The 20,821-nt window shown below is 64.8% G+C and carries 21 protein-coding genes and 1 pseudogene; 15 read left to right on the top strand and 7 right to left on the bottom strand.

Annotated features, from left to right (window positions below; translation table 11 throughout):
* The first annotated feature begins 29 nt into the window (after nt 1–29).
* Together OHB26_RS06100 and OHB26_RS06095 are read left to right on the top strand one after the other, a co-directional pair.
* Entirely contained in the window at nt 30–869 is an 840-nt protein-coding gene (locus OHB26_RS06100) for an SDR family oxidoreductase (protein ID WP_330185519.1), read from the top strand.
* A 16-nt stretch (nt 870–885) separates the two neighbouring features.
* Complete coding sequence (locus tag OHB26_RS06095; RefSeq protein ID WP_330183248.1) at nt 886–2,667, top strand: AMP-dependent synthetase/ligase; 1,782 nt, start codon at nt 886–888, stop codon at nt 2,665–2,667.
* Between the two features lie 7 nt (nt 2,668–2,674).
* Here the strand turns inward: OHB26_RS06095 and OHB26_RS06090 are convergent, their stop codons facing one another.
* Nucleotides 2,675–3,493 (bottom strand): SAM-dependent methyltransferase, encoded by an 819-nt coding sequence (locus OHB26_RS06090; protein ID WP_330183247.1) that lies wholly within the window; start codon nt 3,491–3,493, stop codon nt 2,675–2,677.
* An 84-nt stretch (nt 3,494–3,577) separates the two neighbouring features.
* Nucleotides 3,578–4,432: an alpha/beta fold hydrolase gene (locus tag OHB26_RS06085; protein WP_330183246.1), complete on the bottom strand. Its 855-nt coding sequence runs from the start codon at nt 4,430–4,432 to the stop codon at nt 3,578–3,580.
* 69 nt (nt 4,433–4,501) lie between these two features.
* Here OHB26_RS06085 and OHB26_RS06080 point away from each other — a divergent pair, with 69 nt between their 5' ends.
* A complete protein-coding gene (locus tag OHB26_RS06080) occupies nt 4,502–5,308 on the top strand; it encodes an exodeoxyribonuclease III (protein ID WP_330183245.1) in 807 nt (268 codons plus the stop codon).
* Nucleotides 5,309–5,329: 21 nt separating this feature from the next.
* Here OHB26_RS06080 and OHB26_RS06075 read toward each other — a convergent pair whose 3' ends face one another.
* On the bottom strand, nt 5,330–5,758 hold the full coding sequence (locus OHB26_RS06075; RefSeq protein WP_330183244.1) for a hypothetical protein: 429 nt from the start codon (nt 5,756–5,758) through the stop codon (nt 5,330–5,332).
* A 177-nt stretch (nt 5,759–5,935) separates the two neighbouring features.
* Between OHB26_RS06075 and OHB26_RS06070 the strand changes: the two genes are divergently transcribed.
* The 7 genes and pseudogenes from OHB26_RS06070 (at nt 5,936) to OHB26_RS06035 (ending at nt 11,477) form a co-directional block, all read left to right on the top strand.
* Nucleotides 5,936–6,691 carry a hypothetical protein gene (locus OHB26_RS06070; RefSeq protein ID WP_330183243.1) on the top strand — a complete coding sequence of 252 codons (756 nt, stop codon included), beginning with the start codon at nt 5,936–5,938 and terminating at the stop codon, nt 6,689–6,691.
* Nucleotides 6,684–7,151, top strand: a complete 468-nt coding sequence (locus OHB26_RS06065) for an NUDIX hydrolase (RefSeq protein WP_330183242.1) — start codon at nt 6,684–6,686, stop codon at nt 7,149–7,151. The genes OHB26_RS06070 and OHB26_RS06065 overlap by 8 nt, the downstream gene beginning before the upstream one ends.
* Before the next feature lie 87 nt (nt 7,152–7,238).
* Nucleotides 7,239–7,744: pseudogene (locus tag OHB26_RS06060) on the top strand (DUF6879 family protein).
* 79 nt (nt 7,745–7,823) lie between these two features.
* Nucleotides 7,824–8,645 carry an alpha/beta fold hydrolase gene (locus OHB26_RS06050; RefSeq protein ID WP_330183239.1) on the top strand — a complete coding sequence of 274 codons (822 nt, stop codon included), beginning with the start codon at nt 7,824–7,826 and terminating at the stop codon, nt 8,643–8,645.
* Between the two features lie 228 nt (nt 8,646–8,873).
* Nucleotides 8,874–9,242 (top strand): ribonuclease domain-containing protein, encoded by a 369-nt coding sequence (locus OHB26_RS06045; protein ID WP_330185518.1) that lies wholly within the window; start codon nt 8,874–8,876, stop codon nt 9,240–9,242.
* A complete protein-coding gene (locus OHB26_RS06040; RefSeq protein ID WP_330183238.1) occupies nt 9,242–9,742 on the top strand; it encodes a barstar family protein in 501 nt (166 codons plus the stop codon). The genes OHB26_RS06045 and OHB26_RS06040 overlap by 1 nt, the downstream gene beginning before the upstream one ends.
* Nucleotides 9,743–9,869: 127 nt before the next feature.
* Nucleotides 9,870–11,477 carry a phospholipase C gene (locus tag OHB26_RS06035; protein WP_330183237.1) on the top strand — a complete coding sequence of 536 codons (1,608 nt, stop codon included), beginning with the start codon at nt 9,870–9,872 and terminating at the stop codon, nt 11,475–11,477.
* A 54-nt stretch (nt 11,478–11,531) separates the two neighbouring features.
* On the opposite strand, the gene OHB26_RS06030 is transcribed toward OHB26_RS06035, so the two are convergent.
* Nucleotides 11,532–12,170 (bottom strand): TetR/AcrR family transcriptional regulator, encoded by a 639-nt coding sequence (locus OHB26_RS06030; RefSeq protein WP_330183236.1) that lies wholly within the window; start codon nt 12,168–12,170, stop codon nt 11,532–11,534.
* A gap of 115 nt (nt 12,171–12,285) precedes the next feature.
* Here OHB26_RS06030 and OHB26_RS06025 point away from each other — a divergent pair, with 115 nt between their 5' ends.
* The 3 genes from OHB26_RS06025 to yhjD all read left to right on the top strand — a co-directional run bounded on the left by OHB26_RS06025 (nt 12,286) and on the right by yhjD (nt 15,520).
* A complete protein-coding gene (locus tag OHB26_RS06025; protein WP_330183235.1) occupies nt 12,286–13,218 on the top strand; it encodes an oxygenase MpaB family protein in 933 nt (310 codons plus the stop codon).
* Between the two features lie 42 nt (nt 13,219–13,260).
* On the top strand, nt 13,261–14,292 hold the full coding sequence (trpS, locus tag OHB26_RS06020) for a tryptophan--tRNA ligase (protein ID WP_330183234.1): 1,032 nt from the start codon (nt 13,261–13,263) through the stop codon (nt 14,290–14,292).
* Nucleotides 14,293–14,500: 208 nt separating this feature from the next.
* The gene (gene yhjD / locus OHB26_RS06015) at nt 14,501–15,520 is read left to right on the top strand and encodes an inner membrane protein YhjD (protein WP_442942865.1); all 1,020 of its coding nucleotides are present in this window, start codon (nt 14,501–14,503) and stop codon (nt 15,518–15,520) included.
* Between the two features lie 12 nt (nt 15,521–15,532).
* Here yhjD and OHB26_RS06010 read toward each other — a convergent pair whose 3' ends face one another.
* Together OHB26_RS06010 and OHB26_RS06005 are read right to left on the bottom strand one after the other, a co-directional pair.
* Complete coding sequence (locus OHB26_RS06010) at nt 15,533–16,864, bottom strand: D-alanyl-D-alanine carboxypeptidase family protein (protein WP_442942864.1); 1,332 nt, start codon at nt 16,862–16,864, stop codon at nt 15,533–15,535.
* 36 nt (nt 16,865–16,900) lie between these two features.
* Nucleotides 16,901–17,569, bottom strand: a complete 669-nt coding sequence (locus tag OHB26_RS06005) for an ester cyclase (RefSeq protein ID WP_330183232.1) — start codon at nt 17,567–17,569, stop codon at nt 16,901–16,903.
* A 179-nt stretch (nt 17,570–17,748) separates the two neighbouring features.
* Between OHB26_RS06005 and OHB26_RS06000 the strand changes: the two genes are divergently transcribed.
* Nucleotides 17,749–19,263 carry an MFS transporter gene (locus OHB26_RS06000; RefSeq protein WP_330183231.1) on the top strand — a complete coding sequence of 505 codons (1,515 nt, stop codon included), beginning with the start codon at nt 17,749–17,751 and terminating at the stop codon, nt 19,261–19,263.
* The gene (locus OHB26_RS05995) at nt 19,253–19,870 is read left to right on the top strand and encodes an acyl-CoA-like ligand-binding transcription factor (RefSeq protein WP_330183230.1); all 618 of its coding nucleotides are present in this window, start codon (nt 19,253–19,255) and stop codon (nt 19,868–19,870) included. Before OHB26_RS06000 ends, OHB26_RS05995 begins: the two co-directional genes overlap by 11 nt.
* Here OHB26_RS05995 and OHB26_RS05990 read toward each other — a convergent pair.
* Nucleotides 19,867–20,754 (bottom strand): phenylalanine 4-monooxygenase, encoded by an 888-nt coding sequence (locus OHB26_RS05990; protein ID WP_330183229.1) that lies wholly within the window; start codon nt 20,752–20,754, stop codon nt 19,867–19,869. The two genes, OHB26_RS05995 and OHB26_RS05990, sit on opposite strands and share 4 nt — an antisense overlap.
* Nucleotides 20,755–20,821 lie beyond the last annotated feature (67 nt).

Genomic DNA, 20,821 nt, shown 5'->3' with positions numbered 1-20,821 from the left:
CACGTGGTGACGGTGACGTTATGAACGAAATGAGTTTGGCTACGGTAATTTCCGGCAAGGTGGTGGTGATCACCGGCGGCGCCCGGGGCATCGGGTTCGCGACCGCCCGCCGATTGCGCGAGCTGGGCGCACAGGTCGCCATCGGCGATGTGGACGAGGCCAAGGTGAAACAGGCGGGTGCGGACCTCGGGCTGGAGGTGTACGGCACACTCGACGTCACGGATCCGGACGGTTTCGCCGCCTTCCTCGACGAGGTGGAGCGGCGGTTGGGCCCGCTCGACGTGCTCGTCAACAATGCCGGGATCATGCCCGCCGGGGCGTTCGATCAGGAGCCGGATCACGTCACCCGCCGCATCCTCGACATCAACGTCTACGGTGTCGCGGTCGGCAGCAAACTGGCCGCGCAGCGAATGCTGGCGCGCGGCAAGGGGATTGTCGTCAATATCGCCTCATTGGCGGGGGAGGCGACCACACCCGGCCTGGCGACCTACTGCGCGAGCAAGGCGGCGGTGCTGGCCCTCACCGATACGCTGCGGCTCGAGTATCACGAGACCGGCGTGCAGTTCTGTTCGGTGCTGCCCACCTTCACCAATACCGAACTCATTTCGGGCACCCAGGGTGCCAAGGGCTTGAAGAACGCGGAACCGCAGGATATCGCCGAGGCCGTCGCCCGGCTCATCGCCGAGCCCCGGCGCCGGGTCGCGGTGACGCGTATCGCCGGTCTGCTGGTGGCCTCGCAGAAATTCATGCCGCGCCGGGCGAGTGAAGCCCTGGGTCGCCGATTCGGTTTGGACCACGTCTTTCTCGACGAGGTCGATCAGGAGGCCCGTCAAGCCTACGAAGACCGCGCCCGCGGCACCGACCATTGAAATCCGTGTGATCGAAATGAACGAAACGCAGAACACCGAGCGGCCCACCAGCCTGTGCGCCGCCTTCCAGGCCACCGCCGCACGCCATCCCGAGCGGATCGCATTGCGCGGGCCGGACGGTACGCCGAGCTTCACCTGGCGGCAGTACGCCGATCAGGTGCGCAAACTCGCTACCGGTCTGGCCGCACTCGGGGTGCGAGCCGGGGACACCGTGGGAATCATGCTCACCAATGTGCCGGAGTTCCATCTGGCCGATACCGCGGTGCTGCACACCGGCGCGACACCCTTCTCGATCTACAACACCTTTACCGCGGAACAGGTTTCGCACCTGTTCGCCAATGCGGGGAATCGGGTGGTCGTCACCGAGACCCAGTTCCTGGACAAACTGCGGGCGGCGAACATGTCCGGACAGGTGGAGTTGTTCATCTGTTTCGACGGTCCGGTCGAGGGCGGATACAGCCTGTCCGAAGTCGCGGAAATCCCAGCACCGGAATTCGATTTCGAAGCGTCCTGGCGCGCGGTCGAACCGAGTTCGCTGCTGACGATCGTCTACACCTCCGGCACCACCGGGCCGCCGAAGGGGGTGGAGTTGACCCACGCCAACCTGCTGGCCGAATTCTCGGCCATGGACCGGATTTTCGAGATCCAGCCCGAGGATCGGGTGGTCTCGTACCTGCCCGACGCGCATGTCGCCAACCGTGCGTTCTGCCATTACAACAACCTCATCGAGGGCGTGCAGGTCACCACGGTGGCCGACCCCAAACAGTTGGTCGCCACGCTGCCGAAGGTGCGCCCGACGCTGTTCCTCGGCGTGCCCGCCATCTGGTACAAGCTCAAGGCGGGCATCGAAAACATTGTGGCGCAGGAGAGTCCGGTCAAGCGGTCGTTGGTGCGGTGGGCGATCGGGGTCGGCACCGAGGTGGCCTGGCGCACCTCGGATAGCCGAAAGATCTCCCGCTCCCTGCGGCTGCGCCATCGGTTGGCCGAACGGCTGGTACTCGGCACCTTGCGCGCGAAGATGGGACTGGATCAGGTGCGCATCGCGGTCACCGGCGCATCGCCGATCGCGCCGGACGCCATGGCATTCATTCTGGGACTGGGCCTTACGGTATGCGAGGTCTGGGGACTGACCGAGACATCCGCGGCCGCCACCACCAACCGCCCGGACTTCCCCCGGATCGGCACCGTCGGCACCGCGCTACCCGGGACCGAGATCACCGTCGCGGCGGATGGTGAGCTGTTGGTGCGCGGCCCGATCATCATGCGCGGCTATCGAAACGATCCGGAGCGAACCGCGGAGGCCCTCGACGCCGATGGCTGGTTCCACTCGGGCGATATCGGCTCCATCGACCCCGACGGTTACGTCCGCATCGTCGACCGCAAGAAGGAGCTCATCATCAACGCGGCGGGCAAGAATATGTCGCCGTCGAATATCGAAGGCGCGGTACGGGTCAACTGCCCGCTGGTGGGCGCGGTCATCGCCATCGGCGACAACCGCAGCTATATCACCGCACTGTTCACCCTCGACCCGGACGCCTGCACCGCCTATGCCGAACAGCACGGACTGCCCGACGCCGCACCGGCGGTGCTGGCCGCCGATCCAGGGGTGCTCGAGGTCATCGACGCCGGTGTCAAGGCCGCCAATGAACGGCTCGCGCGCGTCGAGCAGATCAAGAAGTACACCGTGCTCCCGGTGACGTGGGATCCGGGCGGCGATGAGCTGACCCCGAAGATGTCGCTCAAGCGCAAGCCGATCGTCGAGAAGTACGCCGCCGAGATCGAGGCGCTCTACCTGTAGTGGCCGACTACGGCTTGTGGGCCATACCGCAGGCGATGAGCTGCTCCCACACCGTCAGCTCGTGCACGCTCGCACCGATTCGGGTCACCGCGCCCGATTCGGTTGTGGTGCGCCACAATCCGCACGCGACCAGACCCGGCTGTAGGACTTCGAGGTCGCCGAAGAGCGCGAGGATCTCCTCGTCGGTGCGCCAGCGGCCGCGCCCGAAGGTGGTCTGCAACATCTCCTCGGCGGCCTTGGTCTCGGCATTGTCGCCGGAACGGAAGTGCGAGATGTAGAAGACGCTGCCGGGTGCGGTCTCCTCGGCCCAGAAACGCACCACCTCGGCGGGATTCTCCTCGTCCTGGAGGTGATGCAGGGTGGCACTGAAGATCACGCCGATCGGCTGCTCGAAGTCGATGAGCCGCAGCACTTCCGGGTGCGTGCGAATATCCAGCGGATCGTGCAGATCCGCCTGGATCACCGTGGTGGTCTTCTCATCGGCGAGCAGTGCCCGCCCATGCGCCAGCACGATCGGATCATTGTCGATGTAGACCACCCGGGCATCGGGAATCCAGCGCTGCGCCACCTGATGCACATTGTCGGCGGTCGGCAGGCCGCTGCCCATATCGATGAACTGCCGGATGCCGAGCCGCGTCATCTCCTCCACCGCTCGCACCAGTGCGTGCCGGTTCGAGAAGGCGATGGCGACCGATCCGGGTAAGTCGTTCCGGAAGAAGTCGCCGACCTCCCGATCGACGGCATAGTTGTCCTGCCCGCCGAGCAGATAGTCGTAAACGCGCGCGATACTCGGTTTCGACGGATCCACCCCGAGGTCGTCGGCCATCTCGAAACACCCCTCTCTGAGGGACCCCTTTGTCCGGACTCCTGTCCTCAACCTTACGAGTTTTTCCGGTGGGCTGAACGGATTTCAGACCGCACGCAGCCGCGTCCGGCTCGCGTAGACGTGCTCGGCGATGAGCGTGGCAATCCGATCCGGGGCCTCCAACATGGGCACATGACCCACATCGTGCATGACGATACGATCCGCCGAATCAGGCAGCTCCCGCAGGAACCGCTTGGCGTACGCCCGATAGGGGATGATCCGGTCGTGCTCGCACATCAGCAGGCGCACAGGGGTTTTCAGCGTCGAGAGATCCTCGATATCCGGTGCGCGCAAGGCGCCCGCCAGCATGGGCAGCATGGCCCGGCAGTTCAATGCCGAGTTGATCGCAGCCTCGACGGCGCGGCGGGGTGCGGCAGCGCCGTTCTTGCTCAACACCATTGCCACCGCCTGGCGCACCGGCGCGCTGAACGCGATGGCGGCGGGCAGGCGTTTGCCGACCTCCACCACGGGCACCAGCGACAGGAACTTCAAACCCACCCGAACCTGCAGGACCGACGGGGTTTGCCAACCGCCCGCCGGAGCGATAGCGGTGAGTGTGCGGGCCCGGCCGCGGCGCGCCAGTTCGAAGCCGACCCAGCCGCCGAGCGAATTGCCCGCGATATGACAGGTGCGCCAGCCCAATTCGTCGAGCTGGTTCTCCACCCGGTCGGCAAGGGCGCTGACATCGAGGTACCAGCCGTCGAGATCGGGTCCGCCCCAATGCCCGGTGAAGGCCGGAGCGAACACCTCGCAATGACTGGACATCCGGTCCGCCACCTGCTCCCAGCAGTGCGGCGACATCATGAATCCGTGCAGCAGGAGCAGCGGATCACCCGAGCCGGTGTGAATCGCGCTCATGGGCGCGAGCGGTGCGGTGGGCTTGGCAGGGCCTGACGTCATCGTCATCACCCCTTCCTGGACCTCGATGTCCACGGAGAAGGTTGGATAGCGGCATTGTACGTTTGAGGGGTGCCCAAAATCCTCAGCACGGTAAACGTCAATGGAATACGCGCCGCGGCCCCCAAGGGCCTGCTCGCCTGGCTAGCGGTCACCGAGGCCGACATCATCTGCCTCCAGGAGACCCGAGCGACCGACGAGCAAACCTATAGCGTGCTGGCTCCCGCCCTGGATGCGGGCTGGTTCCTGTCCCATGCCGAACCGGGTATCAAAGGCCGCGCGGGCGTAGCCATCCTCTCCCGCCGCGAACCCGACGCCGTCCGCATCGGCGTAGGCGCCTTCGAAGGTGAAACCTGGACTCCCGTAACCGAATTCGCCGAACTCGGCCGCTACATCGAAGCCGACTTCGACGAACTCACCGTAGCCTCGGTCTACGTCCACACCGGCGAAGCCGACACCCCCATGCAAGACGAGAAGTACCGCTTCCTCGACGCCATCGGCACCCGCATGACGAGTATCGACCGCGACTTCGTCATCTCCGGCGACTGGAACATCGGCCACACCGAACTCGACATCAAAAACTGGAAGGGCAACGTAAAGAACTCCGGCTTCCTCCCGCAGGAGCGCGCCTGGATCTCCTCCATGCTCGCCGCCGGCTACTCCGACGTGGTCCGCGAACTGAATCCGGGTGTCCCCGGCCCCTACAGCTGGCACTCCTACCGAGGCCGCGCCTTCGACAATGATGCTGGTTGGCGCATAGACTACCAGCTCGCCCGAGGCGAAATCGCCACGCGCGCAAAGCAAGCCGTAGTCGAAAGGGCAGCAACCTATGCCGAACGCTGGTCCGACCACGCCCCCGTCACGGTGCAATACCGCTAACCCTATTCTCTGAACGCCTCATCACCGATCACGTTGTGCCTCTGCAGTTTTCGATGCTTGCAGAGGCGGAAATCCCCCGGTGCGGCTCTGCGGCGGGTTCAACGCGTCGGCAAGTTCCGTCGATGACAGTCCGAGCCGCCATGGGTACCTCTTCGCGGGGGCAACGGTGTGCAGCTCCGCGAACACGGTGACGCGATCGGAATTCCCTCCGACATGCCCAAGATCGGGAGTGATCACGCACGCGGAATCGACGCGTCGGACCGCGTTGTAAAGCGACTCCATATGTGCCGCATCGGAGTTGCCGAGTACCAGGATCTCGGCAACCCTCAGATTTAGTTCTTGGGCGCGCTGGCGTGCGTAGAACGTCGCCCAGTCGAGATCGGCTTTGCTCGTCAGCACGCCGCGGTTTACGTAAATGACTGCCTTGTCTCGCCTTTGACTGTTGCTCACGTCGGCCTCTGTCCGTCGTTGGTGAGGCGGTCCGGGACCGGGACGACTGCACCCGCCCTGGACGCCACTACCAGCGTCGATCAGATTGAAGGCCGTTCCTACCGCGTTTGCCGGACGTTTGGGACGTTTCAGCGCTACGTTCGTACTGTCCCGGAGTGGCTATGGAGGCGGCGTACGTTGAATGAAGCACTACGACAGGCGATGTCCAGAGCGGGCGTATCGGATCAAGCCCTTGCGGAAGCATGTGAAGTCGATGCCAAGACGGTCAACCGCTGGATCACTCACCCCACCCGGACGCCGCACGCCCGACATCGTTGGGCGGCATCGCAAGCACTCGGAGTAGAGGAGGCTGATTTGTGGCCTTCAGCCGTGCGTGTGAGCCTCAAGACAGGGGCTGACCGCGAAATGGTTCAAGTGTTCCCGTACCGCTCCGCCGCGCCGGCATCGTTGTGGCGCAGCCTAATTCATGGCGCACGCCGAGAATTGGTGTTCGCTGGATACACGAACTACTTCTTGTGGTTGGAACACGCGAACCTGGGCAACCTACTGAGCAAGAAGGCCGTCGGCGGTTGCCGTATCCGGTTCCTCATCGGAGATCCCGACTCATCGACCACACGCGAACGAGAGCAGGAGGAGGACGTACCTCTCACCCTGTCGACCCGAATAGCTGTCACGGTCGGAGAACTGCACAAGCTGCGCGGCCTGGACAACATACAAGCCCGCTATGAAACCGGGCACGTGAATATCTCGGTGTTCAGGTTTGACAACGACATGATCGTCACGCCGATTCTCGCCAGGAGGGTCGGTCACGATTCGCCGATGTTCCACGTCAGGCGTGAGCAGAACGACGGCATGTTCGACCGGTTTGCCGAGCACGTAGAAGAACTATGGTCCCGAGGCCGGGACATCTGGGAGAACCCACGCGATGCCTAGACGCGACTATGAAGACGATCCGAACGCACCCAAACCAAACAGCTTGGTCCCCGCGGCGTCCGTGGTTGTTGTCAATGACCTGGGACAAGTGTTGCTGCAACGCAGAGTTGACAACGGGATGTGGGCACTACCGGGCGGAAAAATGGAACTCGGCGAATCACTCGCCGGATGCGGTATCCGTGAGACCAAGGAAGAGACCGGGATCGACATCGAAGTCACCGGGATAGTCGGCACCTACACCAACCCTGGGCATGTCTTCGCCTACGACGACGGCGAAGTTCGGCAAGAGTTCTCTATATGCCTTCTCGGTAAGCCGACCGGCGGAGAACTCGCCGTATCCGACGAGTCTCACGAAGTGGCCTGGTTCGATCCGGACGAAGTCGATTCCTTGCCGATGGTCGACGCGATCCGCCGCCGAGTAGATGACTGGCGCTCGGGCTCGTACCCGGCAATTCGTTAGTGACCGACCGGAAGACGTTGTATTAGTGCAAGATTGAGTCGTACGAGTCGGCTGTCGAGGTGTCTCGAGCAGAGAGGGACTACTTCGGTGGACTTCCGTCCCACGATTGAGCTGCTTCGGGAAGCGCGACACGATGCGTTCCATCTGGAGGTGCGGGACCGGTACGGCGTACCCGGTGAGGATGAACCGTTTCAGCGGTTCCTGAACAATGAACCGTTCGACTACCGGGAGTGGTTCCGGGACTGGTCTCAGTTCGTCCAAACCCTCACCGGCAGTGGAGTATCCGTCAGCCGCCTCCGCGTAGTGACGGTGCCGCACAGCGAGTATCAGCGGTGGTCCCTCACTATCGCCCCGATGAACGTGGAGGCAGGGGAGGATGTGCGATACCTCCCTCGGCACGAGGCAGGGCGGTGCCACCGGATGACTTCTGGGTGATCGACGCCCGCGTGGTTGTGTTCAGCCTTGCTGATAGGGATGGACACTCGCCCGGCGGGGCAGCGGTCAGTACTGACCCCGAGTTGGTGGCCTACTGTCAGCGGACCAGAGAGCGCCTCTGGGCTCTGGCTACACCCCTGGCTGATTACGCACAGTGAAACGGGGACGAAGCGAACGACCGATCGCGGGTATGACGGCGGTGCGTGATGGTATCTGTTGGGGGTGAGGCGAATCGAGATGGTCGATGTTGGTTATCAGCTGGCCGCGAGTGTCTCGAATGGAGACGCCTCGGTGCCTGTGGTTTTCGTGAACGCCCTCGGTACAGCGCAGGATCAGTGGGATCAGGTGCTGCCCAGGCTTTACCGCCAGACCACTGTCACCTACGACCGCCCCGGAATCGGTATGAGCGATCCGCTGCCCTCGCATTTGGCTGGTCAGCCGCGAACATTCGGAGCGTTGGCCGATGAGTTGCGTGGTGTGCTCGACAAGCTTGGGATCGAATCGCCGCATGTGGTGGTCGGTCATTCCCTCGGGGCTCTGATCGCCATGGTGTATGCCGCGCGCTATGGGGCGTGTACGGCGGGGCTGGTGCTTGTGGATGGCACGACGCTCGAACATCTGAAGGGTGGCAGCTGGCCGACATATGAAGGGGGTCAGGATAATTCGGGGTCGTCGCGGTTGGATATCGCGGGATCGATCGCTGAGTTGGATGGGGCGGAGTGGGTGCCGGTGCCCGCTGCGGTGTTGGCGAGCGCGGTCGGGCGGTGGACACGGTTGACTCCCGATGATGCCGCTGAATATGCTCCGCTCACACTCGAGCAGCTCGATCGGCGGTGGCAGGACGGGCAGCGGGGGCTGGCCGAGACGTTGGATGCGCTGCTGGTGGTGGCCGACTGGGCGGATCATCACGTTGCCACCGACCAGCCCGAATTGGTCGCGGCATGTGTGAGCGCGGTTGTCGCCGCTGCCCGAAGTGGTGGACGCGCCAGCATCCCTCCCGCTCAATTGCGGTATGCGGGTGGATCATGCGCGGCGGCTCGGGTTGATCCGAACAGTTAGGGATCAGCTACCGGTCAGTCGTTGGGTGGGTGACGTAGATTCGTGAGCTATGACTGATAGCCGCGCTGCGCGCAGGGTGAGTAATGGGGTGCAGGGCCGGTGAACGTCTCCAGGAGAACCCGTGCCTGGCTTGTTCTGGGTGGGGCGTTGGTGCTGGTGCTGGCCGCGGTGTTGCTGTCACGCGGTGGTAGCACCACCACAAGCTCAAATCAGACCGTGGCGTCGACCATGGTCGGAAAGACCACTACCGCAGCGAAACCCGGGCCGCGTACTACCGCGCCCGGGGCGGTGGATCAGCAGGTTACGCAGGCTCCCGGGGTGCCGGCTCGGGCGTATAAGACGCTGGTGGAGATCGATGCGGGGCGGTGGCCGGGGTCGGCTAATGCGCCTGGGACGCATGGTGGGGATACCTGGATGAATCGGGGTGGGGATCTGCCTGCCAAGGATTCCAGTGGGAAGAAGATCAACTATCAGGAATGGGATGTCAATCCCAAGAAGGCTGGGCAGGGGCGGGACGCCGAGCGGATTATTACCGGGAGTGACGGGTCGGCGTACTACACCGGGGACCACTACAACACTTTTACGAGGATGCGCTGATGACCGAGGCTATGACGCTCTCGCAGTTCCTCTCCGTCGCAACCGTTTCCGCGGAAGCGGGTAAGGGCGCACCGCCGGTGTTGGGGGTGCTGCCCTTGGGAGCGGCCGAATTCTCCGGGGTGCGGGCGCAATTGCCGGACGATTACCTCTCTCGTGAGTTGCGAGGGCGCAAGATGCGTACGGTCGCAGAGGTTTTCGATGAGTTCGCGGCGGCGTTTCAGTTCCCGTACTACTTCGGGCAGAACAAGGATGCCTTCGACGAATGTCTGCGGGATCTGGATGATTTCGTCGGTCCCGCCGCGGGATACGTGGTGGTGGTTCGGAATGCGGCGCTGCTGCTGGCGGATCAGCCGGACGAGCGAGAATGGTTCGGGGAGGCCATGATCGATGCCGCCGCGCACTGGGCGGGTAAGGGCATCGCGTTGCGGGTGATCCTGCAGGATGCCGCGCCGGGCGGAATCGACGCGGTGGCACTGCGTTCGCAGCCAACTCACAGCTGATGGACAGGCGGGGTTAACCGGAGTTTCCCCGCCCCGCCATCTCCCCGAACACCTATGTGTGACAGGCGCTGACATGGTCACGCTACCGGGATCGCGGAACTTCGCGATCCGAACACTGGGAGGTCCCATGTCTGCCTCGGCTCGCCGACGCATCGTCCGGCGGACACGTGCCGCAGCCGCCTGCACCGCACTGCTGGCGCTCACCGCGACCGCGTGTTCCGGCTCCTCGGACGGCAATTCGGCCGCGGAGACCGCGACGCCGATCAAACATCTGGTGGTGATCTTCCAGGAGAACGTCTCCTTCGACCACTACTTCGGCACCTACCCCAAGGCCGCCAATACCGACGGCACCCAGTTCACCGCGCTGCCGAACACGCCGTCCGTGGACGGGCTCACCGCGGATCTGCTGACCAAGAACCCGAACAAGTTCCAGCCGCAGCGGCTCGGCGGTCCGGCCCAGCAGGTCACCTGCGATCAGGACCACGAGTACAAGGACGAGCAAGCCGCGTTCAACGGCGGCAAGATGGATCAGTTCGTCGAACACACCGAAGTGGCCGCCTGCAAACCGCCGACCTTCGGCGCGCCCGGCATGGTGATGGACTACTACGACGGCAATTCCGTTACGGCGCTGTGGAATTACGCGCAGCACTTCGCCATGAGCGACAACTCCTACAACACCACCTTCGGCCCGTCCGCGCCCGGCGCGATCAACCTGGTCTCCGGCCAGACTCACGGTGTCACAAAGGAATTCATGCCCGACGGCAAGCCGTTCACCGAGGGCGAGGTGCTCGACAACGCCGGCGGCGGTCAGGGCTCCATCATCGGCGATCCGCAGCCCTTCGGCGACGACTGCTCCAGCCGCGACCAGGTGCAACTCACCGGCACCAATATCGGTGACCTGCTGAACCAGAAGAACATCAGCTGGGGCTTCTTCCAGGGCGGCTTCAAACCGACCGAGACCAAGGACGGCAAGGCGATCTGCGGGACCACCCACAATGTCGGTGTGGCACTGGGCGGAACCGGCAAAACCGGTGACAAGGCCTTCGACACCAAGGGCGACTACATCCCGCATCACGAGCCCTTCCAGTACTACGCCTCCACCGCCAACCCGCATCATCTGCCGCCGAGTTCGGTCGAGAAGATCGGCCAGAGCGATCAGGCCAACCACCAGTACGATCTGAGCGACTTCTGGGCCGCCGCCGATGCCGACCACCTGCCCGCCGTCAGCTATCTGAAGGCCCCCGGCTACCAGGACGGTCACGCCGCCTACTCCGATCCCCTGGACGAGCAGCAGTTCCTGGTGGAGACCATCAACCACCTCCAGAAACTCCCCGACTGGAAGGACACCGCGGTAGTCATCGCCTACGACGACTCCGACGGCTGGTACGACCACAAGGCGGCCCCCGCGGGCCTGTCCTCCGCGTCGGCGGAGGACGCGCTCAACGGCCCCGGCGTCTGCGGTGATGCTGCCAAGCCCGCGACCTTCCAGGGTCGGTGCGGGTACGGCCCCCGCCTGCCGCTGCTGGTCGTATCCCCCTACGCCAAGCCGAATTTCGTGGATCACTCGGTGACCGACCAGTCGTCCATCCTGCGATTCATCGAGGACAACTGGAAGACCGGCCGAATCGGCAACGACTCCTACGATGCTCGCGCGGGTGCGCTGGACCCGATGTTCGACTTCAAGGCGAACCAGCCCACCCTGCTCCTGGACCCCAGGACCGGTGCCGAGAACTGATCTCCGCCTGATCGCGCCCCTGGTGAATTCGCCAGGGGCGCTGTGCGTTTCGGGCTAGGGTCGCAGGCGCGCGGCGAGGTCTTCGCCGAGTAGGACGAAGACGTCGGTGGTGTGGTCGATCAACTCGGCCCGAGTGAGGGGCAGGTCGCCCTGTCGCCAGGCGGTGAGGGTTTGGACCAGGCCGCCCACCAGATAGGTTGCACGGAAGCTGATTACGGGATCGGGATCGACTTCGGTGAGGCCGTAGAAGTCGATTCCCTCCGCGGCGACGAGATTGGCGAAGGCCCTGGTGGTATGGACTGTGCGGGTGCGCAGTTCGGGGGTGGCGGAGCTGACTATCAAGGCCACGTGGGCTTTTCGCGGGTCGTCGGTGAGGAGTTCGATACCCGCGGTAATGGCGGCGTGCGCCTTGGCCCGGGGCGTGTCCGGGGCCGTCTGGACGGCGGTGATCACCGCGGTGGCCAGCTCTTCGGAGACGGTGTCGAACAGCGCGGACAGTACGGCATCGCGGCTGTCGAAGTTCTCGTAGTAGTAGCGCTCGTTCAGGCCCGCGCCCGCGCACAGGGCGGAGACGGTGAGTTTGTCCAGCCCCTGGCTGCCGAGGATATCGAGGGCGGCGTCGAGCAGGGCGGTGCGGCGCTGGGCGCGGCGCTCCGCCGCGGAGATTCCGCCATAGGTCCGTTGCCCGGTCACGGGTTGATTCTCACACGGCGGCAATTCTGGTGGTAGCTCTTGCCAGAATTGTGATTCTGGGGGACGCTATTGCCAGATGACGTGGCGCGCGCCACACCGCCCCCAGGAGGCAACGATGCCTGCACAGTCCGGTTACTTCTCCGACGATTCGATGATCAGACGCGTCATGCGCAAGCGCGCGGTGGGTCTCACCTACGGACAGCGCGCCCTGGTGATCGGGGCCGTCCACCCACTGCTCTACGTCGGCACCGCGGAGAACACCCAGCATCGGACCACGCCGTACACGCGACTCGCCTTGACCGGCAAGCTCTTCGAAGCCGTCTCACTCGGCACCCGCGAGGAGGCCGACCGGGCCCGCACCTTCACCGCCAAGCGGCACGCCCCCGTCCAGGGCGCACTCCCCGAGGACGCGGGCACGCACAATCCCCGCGGCACCCGCTACTCCGCACACGATCCGCAGCTGATGTTCATGACCATGGCCTTCACCTTCGACTCCGCCGAGGTCATGCATGATCTGCTGGTCCGCAAACTCACCCCGGGCGAGCGCGAGGGCCTCTACCAGGACTACTGCCGCTGGGGTGAACTCTTCGGCATGCCGCGCGAGGCCGCGCCCGCCGATTACGCGGGCTTCCGCGACTACTTCGACGGCTACCTCGCCTCCGATGAACCCTTCCTGACCGAGGAAGCCAAACTCGTCGGCTCCTATCTCATGGGTCAGCGCATCGCCTACCCGATGCCCATACCGGTGCAACAGGCACTCGGCGGCTTCAACCTGCTCGTGCAGAGCAGCCTCCCGCCGCGCATCCGCGAAATGTACGGCCTGAACTGGGGCCTGCGCGAGGAGATCGCCTGCCGCGGCCTGGCCCAGGCGGTCCGCACCGCACATATCTCGCCGCCGCTCGCCCCGAAACTGCTGCGCGGTTCGCTGACCGGACCCAGCTATCCGCTGTACCGGCTCGCCACCCGCCGCGAACAGCGACTCATCGCCGCCGGACGCTCCAGCATGCCCGGCGTGGACCCGCTCTCGTACGCGGCGCGGGTGGGCTGACCCAGGCAAATAAACCCTTGAGCGGCGTGGGAAGATCGGAATATGTCGAGCCCTGAACCCACCGCCGAGCGCAAGCAACGGGTCCTGTCCGGGATCCAGCCCACCAGCGATTCGTTCCACTTCGGGAACTACCTTGGCGCGGTGCAGTATTGGGTGGGGTTGCAGGACGAATACGACGCCTTCTACTTCATCCCGGACCTGCACGCCATCACCGTGCCGCAGGATCCCAAGGAGCTGCGCAAGCGCACCAAGGTCTCCGCGGCACAGCTGCTGGCCGTCGGTGTCGATCCCAAGAAGTCGACCCTGTTCGTGCAGAGCCAGGTGCCCGAGCACGCCGAGCTGACCTGGGTGCTGAGCTGCCTCACCGGTTTCGGCGAGGCCAGCCGGATGACCCAGTTCAAGGACAAGTCGGTCAAGCAGGGTGCGGAGAACGCGACCGTCGGCCTGTTCACCTACCCGGTGCTCATGGCCGCCGACATCCTGCTCTACCGCCCGCAGCTGGTACCGGTCGGCGAGGATCAGCGCCAGCATCTGGAGCTGACTCGAAATCTGGCGCAGCGCTTCAACACTCGCTACAAGAAGACCTTCGTGGTGCCCGAGGCGCATATCGTCACCGGCACCGCCAAGATCTACGACCTGCAGGACCCGACCTCCAAGATGAGCAAGTCCGCCTCCTCCGATGCGGGCATTCTGAATCTGCTGGACGATCCCAAGGTTTCGGCCAAGAAGATCCGCTCGGCCGTCACCGATACCGAACGCGAGATCCGCTACGACCCGGAGACCAAGCCGGGCGTCAGCAATCTGCTGGTCATCCTCAGCTCGCTCACCCAGACCCCGATCGTCACCCTGGAACAGGATTACGCGGGCAAGGGCTACGGCGATCTGAAATCCGATACCGCCGACGCCCTGGTCGAATTCGTGACGCCGCTGCGCACCAAGGTCGACGAGTACATGTCGGACCAGGGCGAACTGGATCGCATCCTGGCCGCCGGTGCCGAACGGGCCCGCGAGGTGGCGAGCCAGACCCTCGCCCAGGTCTACGACCGCGTCGGATTCCTGCCGCGCCCCCGGTAGTCCAGCTGTGGCGAAGGTCGCGATTCGGCCGACGCGCAGCGCAGTTCCCGTGCGCACGCGCCGGGAGATGCGAGAGTGTATGCCTGACCAGGGCGAACATGTTTACTTCCGCGTGCGCGAGGTAGTTCGCCGGTAGAACGAAACGCGCGGGTGCGATACCGGACGGCCACCGCCGCCGGTCTCGCACCGCGCGCCGGGCGTTGCGGAGGTGGCGGTGTTCGGCAGGATCCAAGCGTGGATCGAGCGGGAGATCCAGAAGCGGCACTGGCTCGACCATATGGTGCGGGCCGCGGGGCGTTATCAACGCCAGCGTGGTGACTATTACGCGGCGGGCATTACGTATTTCACTGTGCTGTCGCTGTTTCCGCTGCTGATGGTGGGTTTCGCGGTCGCGGGTTTCGTGCTGTCCCGAAACCCCCAGCTGCTCACCGAACTTCAGGACAAGATCGTCGAGAACATTCCCGGCTCGGCGGGCGACCAGGTCAACGACCTGATCAATGAGGCGGTGCGCTCGCGCACCGGGGTCGGCTTGATCGGTCTGGCGGCGGGCGCGTACGCCGGACTCGGCTGGATCGGCAACCTGCGGGCCGCGCTCACCGAACAGTGGGACCAGCCGTACCAGGCGGGCAATTGGGCCAAATCCAAGCTCTCGGACCTGCTCGCGCTGCTCGGCTTGTTCCTGGCCATCGGTATCTCCCTCGGCCTGTCGGTACTGGCCTCCAGCGGACTGATCAGCACACTGCTGGCGCGCTGGCATGTCAGCGAATCATCGCTCATCACACTGCTGTTGACCCTGCTGTCGCTACTGTTGGCGATCGGCGCCAACTGGGCGGTCTTCGTCTGGATCATCGCGCGCATGCCCCGGCATCCGGTCACCTTCCGCAGCGCGGCGCGGGCGGCCCTGATCGCCGCGATCGTCTTCGAGGGGTTCAAACAACTCGCCTCGATCATTCTGCGGTCGGTGGTGAACGGACCGGCCGGCGTCACCTTCGGCCCGATCATCGGCCTGATGGTCTTCAGCTACTTCACCGCGCGAATCATTCTCTTCGCCACCGCCTGGGCCGCCACCGCGACCGAAAACGATGTGCCGGCGGATATTCCGCCACCGGCACCGGCCATTATCGAACCCCGGGGCGCGGGCCCCGGGATCACGGCCGGTGCGGCGGCGGCCCTGCTGGGTGCGGGAGCGCTTGCCGGAGCGGCGATTTCGGTGCTGCGCCGACGCTGAACCCCCGGCCGATCAGCGCCTGGGGCGGTTCATTCGACGCGCACCGGCCAGCAGCACCAGCACCAGAATGATGCCGCCGACAATCAGGGTGTTGCGCAGCCCGCGATGGTTCGAGCCGGAATCATCGGATGCCTCGGTGGCGGCCACCACCGGCGGACTCGCCACCACCACGGTCGAATCCACCGATTTGGCACTCACCTCCGGCAGGTTCCCCACACTCGCGCCCGAGGGCAGCGCGAAGGCGTAGTCCAGCAGTTTCGCCGCCTGCTCCCAGGGACGGAACGGCAGCACATCGGCCTTCAACAGCGTCACCGCCAGCCGATGGCCATTGCGCTGCGCACCCGCCACGAAGGTCTGCCTGGCATCGTCGGTGTAGCCGGTCTTACCGCCCAGCGCACCGTCGTATTCGAACAGCAGATGGTTGTCGTTGCCGATCGGATAGCCCGGATGATCCTTGTCATCGGTGTTCTTCGGATCGGCCGGATAGCCCGGGAAGTCCACCTGTTCGGTGTGGATCAACTCCGCGAAGAGCGGCAGCGTCATGGCATCGCGGAACATGAGGGACAGGTCGTACGCCGAAGTGCTCATCCCCGGACCATCCAATCCGGACGGTGTCGCGGCCCGAGTATCCAAGGCGCGCAACCGCTGTGCCATATCGTTCATTTTGGCCACGGCCGCCTCGTCGCCACCCAGCTGTGCCGAAATGGCATGCGCCGCATCATTTCCCGATGCCATGATGAGCGCCTGGAACAGCTGCCGATTGGTGTAGCGCCCACCCGGGCCGATACCGACCCGGGTGCCGTCGACATTCGCGTCCTCCTGGGTGCCGACCACCACCTTGTTCAAATCCAGTACGCGCAAGGCCACATCGGCCAGCAGCACCTTGATGGTGGAGGCGGGCCGATACCGGCCGTGTGGATCCTTGGCCGCGAGCACCTTGCCGGTATCCAGATCCGACACCACCCACGCCGTCGCCGAAATTCCCTCCGGCAGACCGGGTGCGCCCGCGGGCAGCACCACCCCGCAACTGCCCAGCCGGTCCCCGCCGATCGGCGGGTTGGGAATCGGCAGCGGCTTGGGTGCGGTCTCGCCCGGAGCGGGCACCTCGGAGGTGTCGATCGGCGCCGGGGGAGTGGTCTTATTCGGGCAATTGTCGGTGTTGGGCGTGGTGAACGGCGTCGGTGTGGTGGTGGTCGGCGGTTGCGCCATGGCATCGGGTAGCGGTGCGTACGACACCCCCGTGACCGCGGTTAGTCCGGCGGCCATGGCGGCGAGGACAGCGACGCGATACCGGGGATACCCGGCGGAACTGGGGTTATGGCGCGAATGCCTGCGGATGCTCATCGCCAACGAGCTTAAAGGCGCAACCTGGCAACGACGTTATTCGGCGGACTTGGCGACCGGGCAGCCGTGCGCGAGCGGGCCCAGCAGCTTGTTGTTGTCGTAGAAGTGCTCCAGCTCCAGAATGCGCAGATCGTCGCTGACCTTGGCGATGGTGATGCCGGTCATCTCGATCATTTCGCCGGTCGGCTGATGGCCCTTGTACGCACCGGTGTAGCGACCCCAGTGCCGCCATTTGAAGGTGACGGTCGGCGGCCCGGCCAGTACTTCGAGGACCTCCCAGAAGAATCCGCCCGGGAAGGCGGTGTGGAAGATGTCATGCGAGGACTCGAAGGTCTCCCCGCCGGGGTAGTAGGGGTTCTCGCCGATCAGGATGTTGTACGACCCGATCCGCGCGAACTCCTGCGCGTCCTGCCACTCTCCACCATTGACCCGCCCGCGGTAGTGCTCGGCCACCAGCGAGACCCATTTGGCCGGATCCTTCTTATGCGAGACCTCCATCTCGAAGACCTTCACCAGCTCTTCGACAATGTGCTCCAGTGAATCCGGCGCGTGTTGCGTGGTGCGCTCGGCGGGCATGACGGTGGCGCTGAGGTGGTAGTCGGGGGTTTCGCCGCGCCAGTCTTCCGGTGCGGCAGCGGCGATTACGGCATCGCGTCCTTGCAGGTGCAAGGGGGTTTCGATGGATTCAATTGTCTGGTCGGTCATTTCGAGCCTCATATCTCCAGACCCGTTGTGGGGCTGGCAAATCCAAACTGACCGGATGACGCTAACAGTCCGCCCGGTGCCTGTCGCGGCGGGAAACGATGACACGACAAGTTTTGACAGCAGCCTTCAAATGAGAGACTCTCTCATTATCTAGTTGGAATCAACTGATTGGAACTGTCATGAATGAGCCAGGAGTGCGCCGCTGGCTGGCACTGGGGGCGCTGGCGGTCGCCATGCTGACCATCGGCCTCGATGTCACCGTGCTGACCGTCGCGCTGCCCACCCTCGCCGTCGACCTGCACGCCGACACCGGCGCGCTGCAGTGGTTCAGTAGCGCGTACACCCTCGCCCTCGCCGCCGTCATGCTCCCCGCGGGCGCACTCGGCGACCGGTACGGGCGTAAGAGGATCCTGCTCGCCGCGCTACTGATATTCGGTGCGGCCTCGCTCGCCTGCGCCTTCGCCGCCTCCTCCGGGCAACTCATCGCCGCCCGCGTGGTGCTGGGAATCGCCGCCGCGGCCATGATGCCGCTGTCCATGTCGGTACTGCCCGGACTCTTCCCCGAGCCCGCGGAACGGCAACGCGCGCTGACTATTTGGATCACCTCCACCGCCATCGGACTGCCGCTGGGCCCCATCCTCGGCGGCTGGCTGCTGCAGCACTTCTGGTGGGGATCGGTATTCCTGATCAACGTCCCGATGGTCGTCATCGGCGCGATCGCCGTCGCCCTGCTCGTCCCGGAATCCAGCAGCGGCAGCATCTTCCGCATCGACCTGCCCGGTATCACGCTCTCCGCGACCGGAATGCTCGGCCTCACCTACGGTTTCATCCGGCTCGGCCAGGACGGCTGGGGCAATGGCCTGGGCTGGGCCGCCGTAGCGGCCGGGGTGGCGCTGCTGGGCGCCTTCATCGGATGGCAGCGCCGAGCCGAGCATCCGCTGGTGGATCTCGGACTCTTCAGCGCGCCCGGATTCCGTTGGGGCACCGTCTATATGGTCATCGTCAACTTCGCCATGTTCGGCCTGTTCTTCACCATGCCGCAGTACTTCCAATCCGTACTCGGCACCGACACCCTCGGCAGCGGACTGCGCCTGTTGCCGCTCATCGGCGGACTCCTGGTGGGCAGCCGCACCGTCGACAAACTGCTCCCCGCATTCGGCCTGCGCGTGGTGCTTACCCTCGGATTCGGTTTCCTCACAGCGGGACTCGGCATGGCCGCGCTCATCACCATGGACGCGTCCTACGGCTTCGCGGCCGCGGCACTGGTGCTGGTCGGCATCGGTATGGGCTTCATCATGCCCGCCTCCATGGGCCTGGCCATGAGCGATCTCAGCGCCGACCGCGCGGGCTCCGGATCGGCACTGCTGCAGGCGCTGCGACAGGCGGCGGGCACCATCGGCGTCGCCGTGCTCGGCACCGTGCTCTCCACCCAATATCGGTCCGGCCTGGGCGAGCTCAACCACGAACCCCTCTCCGACGGTGTCAACGCCGGGGTCGGTGCGGCCCGCGCGACGGGTGCGCCCGGCATGCTCGAGCAGGTGCGGACCGCCTTCCTGGACGGTATGAGCGCCATGATGTGGGTCTGCGCGGGCATCACCCTGGCGGCCACCGTCATGGCCGTACTCCTGACCCGATCGCAACCGGCCGCACCGGAGTCCGACTCCGATGCTGCACAATCGGTTCATGTCGGCTGAGTCCACCAACGCATTGCTTTCCGGAGAGCCCGCGGGCCGGGCCAGGCCCAGCCTGCGGGAACGGAAGAAGGAACGCACTCGGCGCACCATTCGCACCGAGGCGTTCCGCCTTTTCCGGGAACAGGGCTACACCGAGACCACGGTCGAGCAGATCGCGGAGGCCGCCGACGTCTCGCCGAGTACGTTCTTCCGTTACTTCCCCTCGAAAGAGGAGTTGGTGCTCGCCGACGACCTGGACCCGCCGATGATCCAGGCCATCGACCGCCAGCCACCGGGTAAGCCGATCCTGGCCGCCATCCGCGATGCCACCATTGATGCCTTCGGTGAGATCGACCCGGAGACCTTCGAATTCGAGCGGGAACGGGTGGCGCTGGTCTACTCCGTGCCCGAGCTGCGCGGCGCGGTGACCCGCGAATTCGAACGAAATATCGCCCTCATGTCCGGCATTGTCGCGCGCCGATTGGGGCGCGACGAAGAGGATTTCGAGGTGCGGGCACTGGTTGGCGCGCTCACCGGAGCCATGTTCGCGCTCATCGGACGCGAGCCGTTCAGCCAGCAGCAGATCGTACGGGTCATCGATTTCCTGGAATCCGGTATGCGGATCTAGACCGGCTGTCCCGTCAGCTCCGCCACCACCTCGTCATCCACGGTCGCGAAGAAATCGCCCACCACATCCTCGATCTCGGCGATCGACTCCGCACAGTACAGAATCGGCTGATAGTGCGTGATGTCGTAGACGGCGGTGCCCATCTCGCGAATATCCAAGGGCCGCAACCGCGCTTCGCGGAACTCCTCGATCTCCCCGAACGAGGAGAGCAGACCCGCTCCGTAACAACGGATTTCACCGTGCTCGCGGACAACGCCGAACTCCATCGAGAACCAGAACACATCGGCCAGGAACTTCAGTGCCCGATCGGTGGTGAGCCGGTTCACCGCCGCGCCGACCGTCTCGTAGATGGCGGCGAAGCGTGGACTCGCCAATTGATTGGCGTGGCCGAGGATTTCGTGCACGGCATCCGGTTCCGGGGTGTACAGCGGAGCCGAGTGATGGCGAATGTACTGGGTGGAGTGGAAGATTCGCTCCGAGAACGATCCGAAGAACTCGCGCAAGGGCACCAGCCCGGCCGCGGGTGCGTAACGGAACTCGGTGCGCGGGAACAGCTTCGAGGTCACCTCGTCGAGCTGCGGAATGTGATCTGTGGGCAGGTCCAGCCGTTCGGCCGCCTCGATGACCTCCGCGCTCGCGTACTGCTTGCGTTTGCGCGCCAATTCGGCGGATACGATCCGCCACACCTGCTGTTCCGCATCGGTGTAGTCGATCTGCGGTACCGGCCCGCCCGGCCGGTAATCCAGTGCCAGAGCGGCAATCGCATTACGGCGGGTCCGATACTCCGGATCATGCACGCCGGGATGCTCGTCACTCAGGTGCACCATCACATCACCGTCGGCACCCTGGGTGACCGGCGAGTACAGCTGAGCCTCGGTGAACATACCTCGATGCAATCACCGCGCTGTGATCCATACAACAAACGCCCGTCCAGCTGAGCAGATTGCACAG

Origin of the sequence: Nocardia sp. NBC_01503, from assembly GCF_036327755.1 — a bacterium.
Lineage (GTDB): Bacteria > Actinomycetota > Actinomycetes > Mycobacteriales > Mycobacteriaceae > Nocardia.
Note: the sequence above shows the minus strand (reverse complement) of the source record. Positions and strands in the feature narration are given on the sequence as shown.